At 65.2% G+C, this 16,912-nt stretch carries 18 protein-coding genes; 13 read left to right on the forward strand and 5 right to left on the reverse strand.

What is annotated here, in order from left to right:
• Positions 1-473: 473 nt before the first annotated feature.
• Both ACB032_RS08195 and ACB032_RS08200 read left to right on the forward strand, forming a co-directional pair.
• Positions 474-848 (forward strand): hypothetical protein, encoded by a 375-nt coding sequence (locus ACB032_RS08195; protein ID WP_024943794.1) that lies wholly within the window; start codon positions 474-476, stop codon positions 846-848.
• A gap of 81 nt (positions 849-929) precedes the next feature.
• Positions 930-1,208 (forward strand): peptidylprolyl isomerase, encoded by a 279-nt coding sequence (locus ACB032_RS08200; protein WP_011705448.1) that lies wholly within the window; start codon positions 930-932, stop codon positions 1,206-1,208.
• Positions 1,209-1,222: 14 nt separating this feature from the next.
• On the opposite strand, the gene ACB032_RS08205 is transcribed toward ACB032_RS08200, so the two are convergent.
• A complete protein-coding gene (locus tag ACB032_RS08205; RefSeq protein ID WP_371137721.1) occupies positions 1,223-1,783 on the reverse strand; it encodes a peptide-methionine (S)-S-oxide reductase in 561 nt (186 codons plus the stop codon).
• A gap of 51 nt (positions 1,784-1,834) precedes the next feature.
• Between ACB032_RS08205 and ACB032_RS08210 the strand changes: the two genes are divergently transcribed.
• The 8 genes from ACB032_RS08210 (at position 1,835) to mltB (ending at position 10,614) form a co-directional block, all read left to right on the forward strand.
• Positions 1,835-2,509: a DUF1499 domain-containing protein gene (locus ACB032_RS08210; RefSeq protein WP_371137722.1), complete on the forward strand. Its 675-nt coding sequence runs from the start codon at positions 1,835-1,837 to the stop codon at positions 2,507-2,509.
• An 11-nt stretch (positions 2,510-2,520) separates the two neighbouring features.
• The gene (locus ACB032_RS08215) at positions 2,521-3,102 is read left to right on the forward strand and encodes a carboxymuconolactone decarboxylase family protein (RefSeq protein ID WP_139395204.1); all 582 of its coding nucleotides are present in this window, start codon (positions 2,521-2,523) and stop codon (positions 3,100-3,102) included.
• Complete coding sequence (locus ACB032_RS08220; RefSeq protein ID WP_371137723.1) at positions 3,102-5,255, forward strand: FAD-dependent oxidoreductase; 2,154 nt, start codon at positions 3,102-3,104, stop codon at positions 5,253-5,255. The genes ACB032_RS08215 and ACB032_RS08220 overlap by 1 nt, the downstream gene beginning before the upstream one ends.
• A 20-nt stretch (positions 5,256-5,275) precedes the next feature.
• Positions 5,276-6,460, forward strand: coding sequence for an ABC transporter substrate-binding protein (locus tag ACB032_RS08225; RefSeq protein ID WP_371137724.1), 1,185 nt, complete (start codon positions 5,276-5,278; stop codon positions 6,458-6,460).
• Positions 6,460-8,136, forward strand: coding sequence for an ABC transporter permease (locus tag ACB032_RS08230; RefSeq protein ID WP_371137725.1), 1,677 nt, complete (start codon positions 6,460-6,462; stop codon positions 8,134-8,136). Before ACB032_RS08225 ends, ACB032_RS08230 begins: the two co-directional genes overlap by 1 nt.
• Before the next feature lie 23 nt (positions 8,137-8,159).
• Positions 8,160-8,798 (forward strand): ATP-binding cassette domain-containing protein, encoded by a 639-nt coding sequence (locus ACB032_RS08235; protein ID WP_371137726.1) that lies wholly within the window; start codon positions 8,160-8,162, stop codon positions 8,796-8,798.
• A 14-nt stretch (positions 8,799-8,812) separates the two neighbouring features.
• Positions 8,813-9,415: a CDP-alcohol phosphatidyltransferase family protein gene (locus ACB032_RS08240; RefSeq protein ID WP_371137727.1), complete on the forward strand. Its 603-nt coding sequence runs from the start codon at positions 8,813-8,815 to the stop codon at positions 9,413-9,415.
• A 95-nt stretch (positions 9,416-9,510) separates the two neighbouring features.
• A complete protein-coding gene (gene mltB / locus ACB032_RS08245) occupies positions 9,511-10,614 on the forward strand; it encodes a lytic murein transglycosylase B (protein WP_323973030.1) in 1,104 nt (367 codons plus the stop codon).
• A 77-nt stretch (positions 10,615-10,691) separates the two neighbouring features.
• On the opposite strand, the gene ACB032_RS08250 is transcribed toward mltB, so the two are convergent.
• Positions 10,692-11,357 carry a peroxiredoxin-like family protein gene (locus ACB032_RS08250; RefSeq protein WP_371137829.1) on the reverse strand — a complete coding sequence of 222 codons (666 nt, stop codon included), beginning with the start codon at positions 11,355-11,357 and terminating at the stop codon, positions 10,692-10,694.
• Between the two features lie 112 nt (positions 11,358-11,469).
• Between ACB032_RS08250 and ACB032_RS08255 the strand changes: the two genes are divergently transcribed.
• Positions 11,470-12,060 (forward strand): TetR/AcrR family transcriptional regulator, encoded by a 591-nt coding sequence (locus ACB032_RS08255; RefSeq protein WP_029303462.1) that lies wholly within the window; start codon positions 11,470-11,472, stop codon positions 12,058-12,060.
• A gap of 24 nt (positions 12,061-12,084) precedes the next feature.
• On the opposite strand, the gene ACB032_RS08260 is transcribed toward ACB032_RS08255, so the two are convergent.
• Entirely contained in the window at positions 12,085-12,567 is a 483-nt protein-coding gene (locus ACB032_RS08260; RefSeq protein ID WP_371137728.1) for a MarR family winged helix-turn-helix transcriptional regulator, read from the reverse strand.
• Positions 12,568-12,663: 96 nt separating this feature from the next.
• On the opposite strand from ACB032_RS08260, the gene ACB032_RS08265 reads away from it, so the two are divergent.
• Positions 12,664-13,545 carry a DMT family transporter gene (locus ACB032_RS08265; RefSeq protein ID WP_139748538.1) on the forward strand — a complete coding sequence of 294 codons (882 nt, stop codon included), beginning with the start codon at positions 12,664-12,666 and terminating at the stop codon, positions 13,543-13,545.
• 85 nt (positions 13,546-13,630) lie between these two features.
• Here the strand turns inward: ACB032_RS08265 and pgm are convergent, their stop codons facing one another.
• Positions 13,631-15,280 (reverse strand): phosphoglucomutase (alpha-D-glucose-1,6-bisphosphate-dependent), encoded by a 1,650-nt coding sequence (gene pgm / locus ACB032_RS08270; protein ID WP_371137729.1) that lies wholly within the window; start codon positions 15,278-15,280, stop codon positions 13,631-13,633.
• Positions 15,281-15,337: 57 nt separating this feature from the next.
• Positions 15,338-15,847 carry a replication initiation negative regulator SeqA gene (seqA, locus tag ACB032_RS08275; protein ID WP_118881555.1) on the reverse strand — a complete coding sequence of 170 codons (510 nt, stop codon included), beginning with the start codon at positions 15,845-15,847 and terminating at the stop codon, positions 15,338-15,340.
• A gap of 292 nt (positions 15,848-16,139) precedes the next feature.
• Between seqA and ACB032_RS08280 the strand changes: the two genes are divergently transcribed.
• Positions 16,140-16,910: an alpha/beta fold hydrolase gene (locus tag ACB032_RS08280; RefSeq protein WP_371137830.1), complete on the forward strand. Its 771-nt coding sequence runs from the start codon at positions 16,140-16,142 to the stop codon at positions 16,908-16,910.
• Positions 16,911-16,912 lie beyond the last annotated feature (2 nt).

The raw sequence follows: 16,912 nt of genomic DNA on the forward strand, positions 1-16,912 counted from the left end.
CCCGACATCAGAGCGGGGTGACACCGAATTTCGCCATATTATTGAAGCCTTTGCCCACGCAGGCCGCGCATTTTTCACACTTTCCCCCGCAGACTTATGCCACTGCGGGCCAAAAAGGGCAATCCATGACCAGCACGGCCATGCCATATGGCCCCTGGCGGCCCATCCGGCCCGGTATCGCGTCATCCCTTGTTGGCCGATGGGCGCGACATCAACTGTCGGCAACTGGTCAAGATAGCGGCAATTCCCTCTCTCGCCGGGCCCACCAGCTGCATCCTGGCTGCCACGGGGCCGCCCGCCTTGCCCCACTCCTGCAGAGGTAGTGCATTTTATCTTGCAGGATCAAACAGTTGCCATCGCCCAATCAAAGCCTCGTTCAACCCAATCGATTTATCCCGCTGCCCCCCTGCTCACTTCTCGCCCACACTGGGGTCATTGCACCAAGGCTCGCATCCCACCAGAGGAGACACCGTATGCACGCACGCAGCGAACAGATGGCGGACTACATCGCCGATAGACTCGAATTCATCACCTTTCTCGCCTGTTGCAGCGCCCTGCTGGCCCTGCTGACCGGCATGAACGGCCAGCAGGCGCTGGCCTTCACCGCGCTGAACCTGCCGTTCGGGCTCGCCATCCTGCTGGGCATGGCCATGCTGGCACCGCTGCCGACCCACTGGCGCCTGCCGGGCATCACCTTGCTGCTGGCGGGCAGCGCCCTGGCGACCCTGCAACTGGGGGGTAACTGGCTCAACCCGCTGGCCATCTGGAGCCTGCACGCCCTGCTCGGGCTGGAGATCCTCTGGCAGGCACGGCCCAGAACCCGGCTTGCTGCCCGTGCCCGCAGCTGAATTTGCCATGACGGCTGACGCGCGGCAGGAATTGGAGTACTCTTTGCGCCCCCGATTTGCCCACCGCCGAGGAGCGTCCCGATGAGAAAAGCCTGTGCCCAGCACATCCTGGTCAAGACCGAGAAAGAGTGTCTGGAGATCAAGGAGAAGATTGCCAAGGGAGCCGACTTCGGCCAGATGGCCAAGCGCTTCTCCACCTGCGCCTCCAGCAAGCGCTTCGGCGATCTGGGGGAGTTTTCGAAGGGCGACATGGTCAAGGCATTTGACGATGCCGTGTTCAAGGGCGAGCTGCTGACCGTGCTCGGTCCGGTACGCACCAAGTTCGGCTTTCACCTTATCAAGGTGCTCTACCGCAACTGAGTTCAGGACCCGGTTCAGGGTTCTGGGGTCAGCTCCACCGGCCAGCCGCCGCAGCGGCGGGCATAGAAGCCGAAACGCCAGGGGTGGTGCGCCGCCCAGTCCTCCATCTCCGGCGCCGGCGTGAACCGGCTCTGCGGCCAGAGTGCAACCCGGCTCGGCCGCCCGTGCAGCGCCTGCCAGCGCGTCAGGCTCACTTGGGCCAAGCGCCACTGATAGTCATCCTTCGGCAGCAGGGCCGGCGCAAATGCCAGGCCCCGATTGCAATACTGGCCCTCGCCATCGCGCCCATCCACCAGCTGCCAGAACACGTTGAGCAGATCGCCATACCCCACTTTGACCGGGTCATAGTCGATGCGCACCGCCTGGCGCCGCGGCGGCACTTCCCGCCAGCTCGACCCCGTCGCCGCCAGCTGGCTGACGTAGCCCGGCTCCACCCGACTGACCCCGGGCAGGGTCTCGTAGACGGCTTCGGCGCGCCACATGTCCCCCGCCGCCAGCACGGCGCTGTCCGCCCACAGCGGAACGCTTGGGAAAAGCAGCAGGATTGAGATAAATTTACTAACGTTATCAGTCAATTAAGTTTATCCTTCTGGGCACTTGTCCATCATAACCAGTGGATCCCCGTTATGCCCAGTTATTTGTGGTGGCCGCTTCTGGCCTGGTTGCTGCCGCTCGCCGGCGCCCTCGGCAGCCGTGTTCACCTCTGGCCCTGGTGGCTGGGGTTTGCCATCTGCCTGCTCGGGGCCCTCGTCTCCCTCGTCTTGCTGGCTCGCCTGCCCTGGTCTCGCAATCGCTGCGCCAATGGCTGGGGCGCCGTCCCACTGCTGTTGCCCCTGGCCTTCGTGGTGCAGGCGCTGCGCACGCCGCTGGTCAACGATGTGAGCACGGATCCCAACAACCCGCCCCAGTTGCACTGGGCCAGCGAGCTCAGAACGGCGCAGGATCTGCCGATTAATCCGGCCCCGTTGAAAGCAGTTGAGGGCAAGCCCGGTCCTCTCTATACCAAAGCCTCCCCGATCGAGGTGATCACCGAGGCCCATGCCCTGATGGAACAGCTCGGCTGGCAGGTGCGGCCAAGCCCGGATGGCCTCGAGGCGGTGGTCACCACCGGCTGGTTCGGCTTTCAAGATGATGTGGCGCTGCGGGTCTTTGCCGGGCCCAGCGAAACCCGCATCGACATGCGCTCCGCCTCCCGTCAGGGGCAGAGCGACCTGGGCACCAATCGGGCACGGATCGAGGATTTTCTGATCCGCCTCAACGAGCGGCTGGGTCAGGCCTACAAACCCAATTTGAAGCAATAAGAAGGTCATCCATGCGCGTCGAGGTGAAACCCGACCGGGAATATGCCTGGTTTATCCGCCCCTTTTTCTGGCTGCAACAGCGCAACTACGGCCAGGTGCTCATTCCGGGCAAGTGCTGGGGCCGCTCGCCGCGCCTGTTTGCTGCCGTCGCCACCCTCTATGGTGTCATCAACCGCAAGCGCTCTCCCATCGATCCCGTGCTGCGCTCTCTGGTGACGGTGCGGGTCTCCCAGCTCAACTGGTGCCGCTTCTGCGTCGACATCAACGCCATGACCCTCATCAAGCGGGCGGGCTCCAGCGAGAAGGTAGAGGCGCTCGCCAACTGGCGCGAAAGCCCCTTGTTCGACGAGCGGGAGCGGGCCGTGCTCGACTACACCGAGGCGATGACGGGGCTGGATGGAGTCAGCGATGAGCAGGCCGCCCGCCTCAAGCCCTGGTTCGACGACGACGCCATGGTGGAGCTGACCGGCCTCATCGCCTTCCAGAACATGTCGGCCAAGTTCAACGCCGCCCTCGATATTGCCCCGCAGGGCTTCTGCCAGCTGCCGGTGCAACCCGAACGGCCAGCCCAACCGGATAACAAGGACGCCTGATGAGCGGCTCCCGCCTGCTGCTGGTGCTGGTGATGGGTTGCCTCATCGGCGCCTTTTTCGCCTTCGACCTTGGTCACTACCTGAGCCTGCCCCAGCTGCAGGCCCGTCAGGCCGAGCTGGCCGCCCTGGTCGACCGCCATTTCGTCAGCGCCGCCCTGCTGTTTGTCGTCGTCTACGTGGTGAGCACAGCCCTCTCCCTGCCCGGCGCCAGCCTGCTCACCCTGGCCGGCAGCGCCGTGTTCGGCGTTGCCTGGGGGCTGCTGCTGGTCTCCTTTGCCAGCAGCATTGGCGCGACCCTGGCCTTTCTCAGTGCCCGCTTTCTGCTGCGCGACTGGGTCGAGCGGCGCTTTGGCGACAAGCTGGCCAGCTTGCAGGCCGGCATGAAGAAGGAAGGGGCGCTTTATCTGCTGAGCCTGCGCCTCATCCCCATCTTCCCCTTCTTTCTGGTCAACCTGCTCATGGGGCTCACCCCCATCAGAGTCAGCACCTACTACTGGGTGAGCCAGCTCGGCATGCTGCCCGGTACTTTCGTCTACGTGCTGGCAGGCAGCGAGCTCGCCAACCTCACCAGCACCGGCAATATCCTCTCCCCCGGCCTGATGGTGGCGCTGACCCTGCTCGGACTGATGCCGATGCTGCTCAAGGGCCTGCAGCGGCGCCTCGCCCTGCATCGGTTGCACGCCCCCTACCGCAAGCCGACCCGCTATGACTACAACTTGCTGGTGATTGGCGCCGGGGCCGGCGGCCTGGTGACCAGCTATATCGCCGCGGCGGTGAAGGCCAAGGTAGCGCTCATCGAGAAGCACAAGATGGGGGGCGATTGCCTCAACAGCGGCTGCGTCCCCTCCAAGGCGCTGATCCGAAGCGCCCGCTTTGCCGCCGAGCAGCGCAGGGCCAGTGAACTGGGCTTTGGCCCAAGCCAGACCTGCGCCGATTTCGCCGCCGTGATGGAGCGGGTCGCCCGCGTCATCAAGGAGGTCGAACCCCACGACTCGGTAGCACGCTATGAAGGACTCGGAGTGGAGTGCATCCAAGGGGAAGCGAAGCTTGTCTCCCCCTGGGAGGTGGAGGTTAATGGCCAACGCCTTGCCAGCCGTCATATCGTGCTCGCCACCGGCGCCCGGCCGCTGGTGCCCACGCTGCCGGGCCTTGAGCAGGTGCCCTGGCTCACCTCCGACACCCTCTGGCAACTGCGCACCGCGCCGCGCCAGCTGCTGGTGCTGGGCGGCGGCCCTATCGGCTGCGAGCTGGCCCAGAGTTTTGCCCTGCTAGGGGTGCCCGTGACCTTGGTGGAACTCTCGGATCAGCTGCTGCCCCGCGAAGAGCGGGAAGTGGCCGAGCTGCTGGCGGAACAGCTGGCCCGCGATGGCGTGCGGGTGCTCACCGGCTGGCGCGCCGAGCGAGCCGACTATCTGCCCGCAGCCGCGGGGGATCTCCCCATCCGGCTGCAACTGCGCCGGGGCGATGATACGTTGGTAGTGGAAGGGGATCAGCTGCTGCTGGCACTGGGTAGGGTCGCCAACGTCAGCGGCTTCGGGCTCGAAGCGCTGGGAGTGGAGCTGACCCCGCGCGGCACGGTGGCGGTTGATGGCTTCCTTGCCACCAACTACCCCAGCATTCTGGCGGTGGGGGACGTAGCGGGCCCTTACCAGCTCACCCATGCCGCCGCCCATCAGGGCTGGTACGCCGCAGTCAATGCCCTGTTCAGCCCGTTCAAGCGCTTTCGTGCCGACTATCGGGTCATGCCGGCCGCCATCTACACCACGCCAGAAATCGCCCGGGTCGGCCTCAATCAGAAAGAGGCCAGGGCGCAGGGCATCCCCTTCGAGCTGACCCGCTTCGAACTAGCCGAGCTGGACAGGGCCATCGCCGACGGCGAGCGCCAGGGCTTTATCGAGGTGCTCACCGTGCCCGGCAAGGATCAGATCCTGGGTGCTACCATAGTGGGCACTCACGCCGGCGAGCGGATCGCCGAATTCGTGCTCGCCATGCGCCACCGCCTCGGCCTTGGCAAGATCCTCGCCACCATTCACGCCTACCCCACCCTGATGGAGGGGAACAAGTATCTGGCGGGCGAGTGGCGACGGGCCCGTCAGCCCGCCACCCTGCTGGCTCTGCTGACCCGTTATCACCGCTGGCGCCGCGGCGCCTGACCCAACTCCAGGTAACCCAGATGCAACTCTCATTGCCCTCGTTCAAACAGCTGCTGCGTGCCCTGCCCCTGCTGGCAGGCAGCCTTCTCTTCACCCAGGCCAACGCCGCTGACAACCCGCAATGGCAGCAGACCCTCGAGGAGGCAAAAGGGCAGACCGTCTACTTCAACGCCTGGGGCGGCAGCCCGGAGATCAACGCCTATCTGGTGTGGGCCGGCCAGGAGCTGGCGCGCGAATACCAGGTCAAGCTGGTGCAGGTGAAGGTGGATGACATCGCCCAGAGCGTCAGCCAGCTGCTGGCCAACAAGCAGGCCGGCAAGCACAGTGGCGGCCCCATCGACCTGCTCTGGGTCAACGGCGAGAACTTCAAGGCGCTCAAGGAGCAGGGGCTGCTCGGCGCCCCCTTTACCCGGGAACTGCCCAACATGGCGCTGGTCGACGGCGCCCTGCCGGTGAGTGAGGACTTCACCGTGCCGGTGGAGGGGCTGGAAGCCCCCTGGGGTATCGGCCAGCTCAACCTGATGGTCAATGGCGAAGAGGTCAAACAGCTGCCCACCTCGGCGGCGGCCCTGCTCGCCTGGACCAAGGCCCACCCCGGCCGCTTTACCTACCCCAAGCCGCCCCAGTTTCACGGCTCCAGCTTTCTCAAGCAGATCTTGCTGGAGCTGACGCCCGACCCCGCCCCCCTCTATCGGGAGGCGACCGAGAGCGATTTTGCCAAGGTTACCGCCCCGCTCTGGGCCTGGCTGGATGAGCTGCACCCGACGCTCTGGCGCAAGGGCAAGCTGTTCCCCACCAGCGCCGCCGAGACCCGCCAGCTACTCGATGACGGTGAGCTGGCCATGGCCATCAGCTTCAACCCGCAGGAGGCGCAGAGCGCGGTACAAAACGGCACCCTGCCCCCCAGCGTTGTGGCGGTGGCCATGACGAAAGGGGCGCTCACCAACAGCCACTTCCTCGCCATCCCCTTCAATGCCAACGCCCGCGCCGGTGCCAAGGTGGTGGCCAACTTCCTGCTGAGCCCCGCCGCCCAGACGCGCAAGGCCGAGCCCGCCTTCTGGGGCGATCCCAGCGTGCTGCGGGCCGATGCCCTGCCCGCTACCCAGCAGCCGATGCCGGCGCTGCACTTCAAGGCGGTGGCCGAACCCCACCCCAGCTGGCAGCTCAGGCTCGAAGCGGCCTGGGCCGAGCGCTACGGTCACTGATGAGCCGGTTCGGCCGCTCTTTGCTTGATTGGCGCCCCCTGTTCACCGCCGGGTGCGCCCTGGTTTTTGGCCTTCCGCTGCTGGCGGGGGGCTGGCAACTGCTGGCTGAGGGGCTGAGTCAGGCCCACCTGCAATTGCTGCTGGCCCAACCGGGCCTGTGGCACTCGGCGCTGCTGAGCCTGTGGATTGGCGCCGCCTCGACCCTGGTCAGTCTGCTGCTGACTGCCCTGTTGCTGGCCCACAGCGACAGCCGGGCCGTCGGCTGGCTACGCCGGCTGCTCTCGCCCTTGCTGGCGCTGCCCCACGTCGCCTTTGCCATCGGCTTTGCCTTTCTGCTCGCCCCCTCCGGCTGGCTGCTGCGCCTGCTCTCGCCGACCCTCACCGGGTTCGAGCTGCCTCCCGACTGGCAGACCCTGCGCGATCCCGCCGGGCTTGGGCTCATTCTCGCCTTGACCCTCAAGGAGACCCCCTTCCTGCTGCTGATGGCGCTCGGTGCGCAAGACCCCGCCAGGGTGGCGCGCCAGCAGTGGCTGGGGGCGAGTCTGGGTTTCAGTGCCCCCCAGATCTGGTGGCGCCTGCTGCTGCCGGCGCTCTGGCCTGCCTTGCGCCTGCCCCTCTATGCGGTGGCTGCCTACGGGGTGGCGGTGGTGGATCTCGCCCAGCTGCTCGGGCCCGATGCCCCCGCTCCGCTGGCTGTGCGCCTGTGGCTCTGGTATCAGGACCCGGATCTTCTCTGGCGCGGTGCCACCGCCAGCGGCGCCCTGCTGCTGCTCGCCATCACGGCGCTGCTGCTGGCCCTGCTGCGGCTGCTGGAACTGGCCCATCGAACCCTTGGCAAACCCGGCTGGCTCGATGGCAAACGAGCAAATCCAAGCGCTCTTGGCCGCACCCTTGCCACGGGTAGCGTGGTGACCCTGATCGTCCTCAATCTGGCGGTGCTGGGGGCCTTGCTGCTCTGGTCACTGGCCCGGCGCTGGCCCTTTCCCGCCCTCTGGCCGAGCCAGTGGAGCGGCCGCTATTGGCTCGAACTGCTGCCAACCCTGTCGCCGCTGCTGACCACCAGCATACTGCTGGCGCTGGCGAGCGGGGCCATAGCGCTGGTGATGGCGGTGCTGAGTCTGGAGGCGCAGGCGGGCCGTCGCCCCTGGCCACTCTGGCTCATCTGCCTGCCGCTGTTGCTGCCCCAGGCCAGCCTGCTGTTTGGCATTCGGCTCGGGGTGGACTGGTTCAGCCTCGGGTGGGTGGGCGATGGCATCGGCTGGGGCTGGGTGCTCTGGAGCCAGCTGCTGTTTGTCTTTCCCTATGTTTATTTGTGCCTGCACGGCCCTTATCGCCAGTTCGACGCGCGGCTCACCCAGAGTGCCCTGCTGCTGGGGGCAACCCCGTGGCGAGCCTGGTGGCAGGTGAAAGGACCGCTGCTGGCCCGTCCGCTGCTGTTTGCCTTCGGCGTCGGAGCCGCGGTGAGTCTGGCCCAATACCTGCCGACCCTGCTGTTTGGCGCAGGCCGGGTAGTCACTATCACCACCGAGGCGGTGGCCATCGGCAGCGGCCTCAACCGGCGGCTGGCGGGGCTCTACGGCCTGTTGCAACTGCTGCTGCCGCTCGTTATCTATCTGCTGGCGCTCTGGCTGCCGGCCCGACTCAACCCGGCGCTCAAGGGGAACGGCTCACGATGAATTCTCATGATGGAAATCACCATATGCTGAGCACCACGCCTCTTCGCCTCTATCTGGAGGAAAACCTGCTGCTCTCGCTGCCCGCCCTGCAGGTGGCGCCCGGCGAGGTGCTGACCCTGATGGGGCCCAGTGGCTGTGGCAAGAGCTCGCTGCTGGCGGCGCTGGCGGGGGTATTGCCGGCAAGCGGCCCCATCCGGCTGGAGGGGGACGTGACCCTCGGCGCTCGCCGGCTCACCCAGCTGCCGCCCCAGGCGCGGCGCATCGGCATGCTGTTTCAGGATGATCTGCTGTTCGACCACCTGACGGTGGCGGAGAACCTGATGTTTGGCATGCCGGCCAGCGTGAAGGGGCACGGGGCGCGGCTGGAAAAGGCGGTGGCCGCGCTGGCGCAGGTAGATCTGACAAATCAGGCAGACAAGCTGCCGGGGGCGCTCTCCGGCGGCCAGAAGGCCCGCGTCAGCCTGCTGCGGGCGCTGCTGGCCGAGCCCGAGGCATTGTTGTTGGACGAGCCCTTCTCCCGCCTCGACAAGCCGCTGCGGGCCGCCTTTCGCGAACTGGTGTTCGCGCAAATCAAGGCACTGGCCATCCCCGCCATGCTGGTGACCCACGACGAAGACGACGCGCCGGGCACCATACTCCAGCTCACCGAAACCCATTTTTGACCGAGGAGTTCACCTTGTTTGACCGCCACCTGATCCCCGTTATCCGCAGCCCCCTCACCCGGCTCGCCAGACCGCTCTGCCGCGCCGGGATCAGCGCCAACCAGATAAGCCTCACCGGCTTTGCCAGCGGCATGCTGGCGTTGCCGCTGCTGGCTTTTGGCTGCTATCAATGGGCGCTGGCGGCCATCCTGTTCAACCGGCTGCTGGACGGGCTCGACGGCGCCGTGGCGCGGGAAACCGGCATCACCGACTGCGGCGGCTTTCTCGACATCACGCTCGACTTCATCTTCTACGCCGCCGTGGTGCTGGGCTTTGCCTTCGCCGCCCCCGCCAATGCGCTGCCCGCCGCCACCCTGCTGTTTGCCTTCATGGGCACCGGCTCAAGCTTTCTGGCGTTTGCCATCATGGCGGGCAAGCGGGGCATCGACAATCCGGTCTACCACCACAAGTCCCTCTACTATCTGGGCGGCCTCACCGAGGGGAGCGAGACCATCGCCCTGTTCGTGCTGATGTGCCTGTGGCCCGCGGCGTTTGCACCGCTCGCCTACGGCTTTGCCCTGCTCTGCGCCATCACCACCCTGACCCGGCTCTGGAGCGGTTACCACACCCTGCGTTGAGGCTGGACGGCGGGAGGGGGCCGTTACGGAACACTTGCGCATGGACGACAATGTTTTACCATGGCGACACTCTTTTTCAGGCTCATGAGAACCTTATGCGTCGCCTTGTCTCCGTGCTCACCCTCTCCCTGTTTCCCATGCTCTATGGCTGCAGCAGCACGCCGGCTGCCAAGCCCGTGGTCAAGCCCCAGCCCAACAGCGCCTTCATCAACCAGACGCCGCCGAGCAAACCCTTCTACGGGCAGGTGAGCCAGCCGGGTGTCAGCAAGGGGGACTTCACCAATCGTGCCAACGTGGACAACTTCGTGCAGCGGATGGTGCAAAAGCACGGCTTCGACGGCGCCGAGCTGCACCGGGTGCTGGCCCAGGCCGAGCGCTACGACTGGATCATCCGCCTGATGGATGCCCAGGCCCCCACCACCACGCCGCCCACCGGCCCGACCGGCGCCTGGAATCGCTACCGCGCCAAGTTCATCACCCCGGACAACGTACAGAACGGCGTCAGCTTCTGGCGTGAGTACGAGAACGAGCTCAACCGTGCCCAGCAGGTGTATGGGGTGCCGCCGGAGATCATCGTCGGCATCATAGGCGTGGAGACCCGCTGGGGCCGGGTGATGGGCAAGACCCGCATCCTGGATGCGCTGGCGACCCTGGCGTTCGACTACCCGCGTCGGGCCGAGTTCTTCACCAGCGAGCTGGAATCCTTCCTGGTGATGACCCGCGACGAGGGGATGGATCCCACCGAACCCAAGGGCTCCTACGCAGGCGCCATGGGCTACGGCCAGTTCATGCCCTCCAGCTTCCAGCGCTACGCGGTGGACTTCAACGGCAACGGCCACACCAACCTGTGGGATCCGGTGGATGCCATCGGCAGCGTGGCCAACTACTTCAAGGCCCACGGCTGGGAGAAGGGGCAACCGGTGGCGGTGCGCGGTCAGGGCCAGCTACCCGGCTACGAGCACGGCTTCCAGACCCGCTACCCGGTCGCTTCCCTGCGCCGTGCCGGGCTGACCCCCACCAGTACCCTTGGCAACCACAGCGAGGCGAGCCTGCTGCGCCTCGATGTGGGCACCGGCTATCAGTACTGGTACGGCCTGCCCAACTTCTACACCATCACCCGCTACAACCACAGCACCCACTACGCCATGGCGGTGTGGCAGCTGGGGCTGGCGGTCAAGGATGCCCGCGGCGGTTACTGAGTCGGCCGGATAAAAAAGGCGGCCCTCAGGGCCGCCTTGCCAACCATCCACACTGCGCCTTCGGGTGCAGTGTGCGTTTACAATGCCCCCGCCTTCGCCAGACGATCCAGCTCGGCAAGCAGGGCGGCCGGCTCGACCCGACGGGTGTAATCGGCGTTGATGAAGTGGTAGTGCACGGTGCGGTCCTGGCCGATGATGTAGCTGGCCGGTACCGGCAGAGTGAAGCTCTCGTCGCCGTTGCTCGCCGGGATGTCGATGCCAAAGCCGGCATAGATGGGCCTGAGCGCCTCCGGCAGTTCGAACACCAGTCCCAGCGCTGCCGAGACCCGGTTGCCCTCGTCGCTCAGCACGGTGATCGCCAGCCCGTTGGCGGTGAGGGTATCCTGCGCCGAACTGGGGGTTTCCGGCGTCATGCCGATGAGGTTCACGCCGCGCTCGCGCAGCGCCGGCAACACGGCGTTGAGCGCCTGCATCTCCATGTTGCAATAGGGACACCAGCCACCGCGATAGATGTTGAGCAGCACCGGCCCCTCCGCCAGATAGTGGGAGAGCGGGCGCACCACCCCGTGCTGATCCGGCAGGGCGAAATCGGGCATCCGCTCTCCGCGCCCGAGCGCCCCCTGCTCCAGCCCGCTTGCCTGCAGGCTGCGGGTCGCCTCCTCCATCAGGGCCAGTACCGGGGCCGGTACCTGGCGCTGCTTCTGCTCATCGTACGCTTTGATTTTTTGCTCAAGTGTGTGCATCATGACGATCCTTTTTGTAGTGGTCGCTACAATATCAAGCTGACCACGCCCCATGGTCAAGTTGTTTTTTAGCGATCACTCCAAAATAGAGTTTCACAAGGCAGGACTCAAGATGGCAAGACCCGCATCATTTGACAGAGAACAGGTACTGGAAATCGCCCTCAACGCCTTCTGGGATACCGGCTTCAGCAACACCGGCATTGCCGCGCTGGTCGAGCGGATGGGACTCAAACCCAGCAGCCTGTATGGCGCCTTCAGCTCAAAGGAGGGGTTGTTCATGGAGGTGCTGCAGCGCTATTCGGCGCAGAGCCTGGCGCAGATCGAGCAGATCCTGGGCTCGGCAGCCTCCCCGCTGGCGGGCGTGCAGGCCCTGCTCGATGCAGTGGCCCGGGATGCCATCGCCAGCGAGGCGCACCGTGGCTGCCTGCTGGTCAACACCTTGCTGGAGATCGGCCGCCACCACCCGCTCATTCAGGAGACCGCCAGCAGCCACCTCGCCGAAGTCGAGCTGCGGGTCAGCGCAGCCCTGCGCCAGGCGCAGGCGGCAGGAGAGCTGGCCGTCGGGCGCGACGTCGACGCCACCGCCGCCTTGCTGATGACCATGGTGTGGGGATTGCGCGTGCTGGGCCGCACCCATCCGCCCGCCACCAAGGTGAACGCAGTGCTGGCCCAGATGCAGGCCATCCTGTCTGCGGACGCATGACGACAGTTCACCCGGCTGCGGGGTTCACTCGTTTTCCAGCAGCCAGCGCTTGAGCAGGGCGGCCAGCTGGTCCTGCTCGGCCAGGGTCAATGGCGCCAGCAGGCGCCGCTCGTTGGCCACGTGCCGCTCCACCGCCCGGTCAACCAATTCCCGGCCCGTGTCGGTCAAACAGACCAGCAGGCTGCGCCGATCGCTCGGGGCGGCCTGGCGTTCGATCAAGCCCCGCTCTGCCAGTTTGTCGAGCCGGGCGGTCATGGCCCCCGAGCTCAACATGGCGGATTGATAGAGCACGGTCGGGGTGAGCGGTTCGCCGGCTCGGCGCAGGGTCGCCAGAATGTCGAAGTCGCTGCCAAGCAGGCCGCACTCCTTGAGCTCCTCGCTCACCTCCCGTCCGGCGATCGCCGCCATTCGCGCCACCCGTCCCAGCACACCCATGGGAGAGCAGTCGAGATCCGGTCGCTGCCGGGCCCACTGGGCCAGCAGCAGGTCTACATGATCTGATTCCATCTTCGGCCACTTATCTTTTTATCGAGATACTTGATGGTAAACCAATTTGAGGCTAATTTATCTTTACTTAAAGATACTTCATGAAGAGACAAGTTCATGCCCATGCTGATCGCCCTGCTGGCCCCCCTGCTCTGGGGCAGCACCTATGCCGTCGTCAGCCTTTATCTGACCGACTACTCCCCCTACTGGGTGGCGGTGTGGCGGGCATTGCCGGCCGGATTGCTCCTGTTGCTGGTACGCCCGCGCCTACCGCCCCTGCCCTGGGGCAAGCAGTGCCTGCTGGCGTTTTGCAACATCGCCGCGTTTTTCGCCCTGCTGTTCGTGGCCGCCTTCCGGCTGCCGGGGGCCGTGGCGGGTACCCTGGGTGCCACCCTGCCGCTGGTCCTGATGTTGCTGGCCTGGTTGCAGGATGGCGTCAGGCCGTCCCTGAAATGGCTGCTGCTGGGCCTGATGGGGCTGGGCGGGGTCTTGCTGCTGCTCAACCCTTCCGCCAATCTGGATCCTGTCGGCGTCACCTGTGCCCTGCTGGCGACCCTGCTCATCGGCCAGTCCAGCCGCTGGATGCAGCGCTGGCCGGTGAGCGATCTGCTGGCGCTGACCGCCTGGCAGCTGCTGCTGGGCGGCCTGATGCTGATCCCGCTCGCCTGGTGGCTGGCCGGCCCCATGCCGCTGCCGCAGCCGGCAAGCGCTCCCGGCCTGCTCTGGCTGATCCTGCTCAACACGGCGCTGGCCTACTGGGCCTGGCTGTGGGGGCTCAAGCGCCACGGCCCGGAGGTGATGGGCATGCTGGCCCTCACCAACCCCATGGTGGCGGTCTCCTGCGGCGTGCTGATGGTGGGAGAAACGCTGGATGCTCGCCAATGGCTCGGCATCGGGGTGATCCTGCTCTCCCTGTTCCTGATGAAGCTGCCGGCCCGCCCCTTCTTCAAACGCTGGCAGGCCCGCCGGGCGAGCACCGGCCAGTGCGGCAGGCCGTGAGCACGACGCCTCCAGCTCAAACGCAATAAAAAAAGAGGAGCCATCAAGGCTCCTCTTTCATATTCCGCGGGTGCTTGAGTCGAACTCAGACCCCGGCCTTGGCCAGGGCGGCGGAGACGATCTGCTGGGCTTCCTGCTGGATGAGGTCCAGGTGCGCCTCGCCCTTGAAGCTCTCCATGTAGATCTTGTAGATGGACTCGGTGCCGGAGGGGCGCGCCGCGAACCAGCCGTTCTCGGTCACCACCTTGAGGCCGCCGATGGCAGCATCGTTGCCCGGCGCCTTGGTCAGCTTGGCAAGGATGGGCTCACCGGCCAGGGTGGAGGCTTCCACCAGCGCCGGATCCAGCTTGGAGAGCACCGCCTTCTGGGCGCTGTTGGCCGGGGCGTCGATGCGGCGGTAGCTGGAGCGGCCGAACTTGGCTTCCAGTGCGTCGTAGTGAGCCTGCGGATCCTTGCCGGTCACCGCCAGAATTTCCGCCGCCAGCAGCGCCAGGATGAAGCCATCCTTGTCGGTGGTCCAGACGGTGCCGTCTTTACGCAGGAAGGAGGCGCCCGCGCTCTCCTCGCCGCCAAAGCCGAACTCGCCGCTGTAGAGGCCATCCACGAACCACTTGAAGCCGACCGGCACCTCTTTGAGGGTGCGGCCAATCTCGCCGGCCACCCGGTCGATCATGGAAGAGGAGACCAGCGTTTTGCCGACCGCAGACTCTTTGGACCAGCCGGTACGATGGGTAAACAGATACTGGATTGCCACCGCCAGATAGTGGTTCGGGTTCATCAGGCCGGACTTGGTGACGATGCCGTGACGGTCGTAGTCAGGGTCGTTGCCAAGGGCGATGTCGAACTTGTCCTTGAGGGCAATCAGGCTGGCCATGGCGAACGGGCTGGAGCAGTCCATCCGGATCTTGCCGTCTTTATCCAGGGTCATGAAGGAGAAGGTCGGGTCGACCTTGTAGTTCACCACTTCGATGTTCAGACCATAGGTCTTGGCGATGACGTCCCAGTAGGCGACGCCGGAGCCGCCCAGCGGATCGACACCGATCTTGATGCCGGCCTGCTTGATGGCCTCCATGTCCAGCACGTTCTTCAGATCATCTACATAAGGGGTGACATAGTCGTGCTCGACCACGAACGGGCTCTTGAGGGCCTCGGCGAACGGCATGCGCTTCACGCCGGCCAGACCCGCTTCCAGAATGGCGTTGGCACGATCCTCCACCCACTTGGTGATCTCCCCTTCCGCGGGGCCGCCGTGGGGCGGGTTGTATTTGAAGCCACCGTCTTCCGGCGGATTGTGGGACGGGGTGATCACCACGCCGTCCGCCAGGGCCGCCGGTTTGCCTGCGTTGTGACGCAGGATGGCGTGGGAGATGACCGGGGTCGGGGTGAAGCCAAGACCGGCCTGAATGCGGGTTTCGACGCCGTTGGCCGCCAGCACTTCCACCGCGCTGGCAAAGGCGGATTCAGAGAGGGCGTGGGTATCCATGCCGACAAACAGCGGACCCGTGATGCCGGCCTGCTGGCGATACTCCACCAGCGCCTGGGTCACCGCCAGAATGTGGGATTCGGTGAAGGCATTGTGCAGGGCGCTGCCGCGGTGGCCGGAGGTGCCGAAGGCAACCCGCTGCTCGGGGCGGCTCATGTCGGGCTTGTTGAGGTAGTAGGCGCTGACCAGACGGGGGATGTTGGTCAGGTCGCTCAAACGGGCCGGCTGACCGGCGTGGGAATGCTGTGCCATGGCGTTGTCCTTGCTTGATGGCGGCCTTGCCCGGCAAGGCCTGAGTCTGATGAAGCGTTAAATTGCGCCGCACACCCGGGCGATCACCTCATCGCCATACCCCATGCTGGTCATCAGCTGGGCCACCATGTTCTGCTTGCGACTGGTGTTGGTGTTGGTGATCACCCAGAACGGGGTCTCCGGCACCGGCTTGGGCTTGGTGGTGCTGCCGCTGGCGCGCAGGGCATCGGGATCCCGCGAGAAATAGACGCGCTTGCGCCCCTTGATTTCGGTGGCCTGGGTAAACCCGACCGGGTCATCCCGGTAGAGGGTACTGAGCACCTGCATGAAGCGGTTGATGGACTTCTCTTCTTTTTGCAGCTCACCGGAGTCGAGCAGCGCCTCCAGCCCCATGGCATCGGCCACGGCGTGCGGCTGGGCCGTCATCACCGGCTCGGCCACCGGGGCAGCCTGGTTGGCGGGCTGTTCCAGCAGGCGGCGCAGGATATCGGAGGCACTCTCACCGATGTGCCGGGTCTGGCTGGCGATATAGAAGTAGAGATCGTCATCAAGCTCGATGGTTTTCATAGGGATGCGCTGGACTCGTCGAAATTCGGATGCGGCGATTATACATAGGCAAACCCGGCAGCCCAAGCAAGGGGCGGACAGATGTGCATGAATCTCATCGAGAATACGGCATAATAGCGGGCCAAGTGTGTGATCCGTCGCACTGATAGCCGATCTGGCAGACTTTTTTTAGAAAAAAAACCACACTTTTTTGCTCCGCAATGAGTGAAATCCTTTTCTTTCCAGTGTGTTAAACCACAACGAGCAACGCACTCACGACCGACAAGGTGTCATTTTGCAACAAAACCCATTATTGAACTTCAAGGAGCAGGGCCAGGGCCAGGGCCAGCCCGTCGTGCTGATCCACGGGCTGTTTGGCAGCCTCGACAACCTCGGCCTGCTGGCGCGCCCGCTGAGCGAACAATACCGGGTCATCAGCGTCGATCTGCGCAACCACGGCGCCTCCTTTCACTCCGACGAGATGAGCTACCCGGCCCAGGCCGCCGATCTGCTCGCCCTGCTGGATCGGCTCGGGCTTGAGCAGGTGGCCATCGTGGGTCACTCCATGGGGGGCAAGGTGGGCATGCAGCTGGCCAAGCTCGCGCCAACGCGCGTTGCCAAGCTGGTGGTGGCCGATATCGCGCCGGTCGCCTACCCCCACGCCCGCCACCAGAATGTGTTCGCCGGCCTCAACGCCACCCTAGAACAGGCTCCGCAAAGCCGCAGCGAAGCGGAAGCCATCCTGGCGCAGCACATCGAGATCGCCGGCGTACGCCAGTTCCTGCTCAAGTCGTTTGCCAAAACCGGGCACGGCTGGGGCTGGTGTTTCAACGTCCCGGCCCTTGAGCGCAACTACGCCAACATCATGGGCTGGCCCGATGCCCAGAGCCGTTTCGAGGGGCCTGCACTGTTCATCAAGGGGGGGGATTCCGACTACATGCAGCCCGAGCATACCGAGACTGTGATGGCGCAATTTCCCGCCGCCAAGGCCCGGGTCATCGCCGGCACCGGTCACTGGCTGCACGCGGAAAAGCCGGTTTTGTTCAACAAACTGGTTGTGGATTTCCTGTCGACAGGCGGTTAACA

Origin of the sequence: Aeromonas sp. S5(2024), from assembly GCF_041403025.1 — a bacterium.
Lineage (GTDB): Bacteria > Pseudomonadota > Gammaproteobacteria > Enterobacterales > Aeromonadaceae > Aeromonas > Aeromonas hydrophila.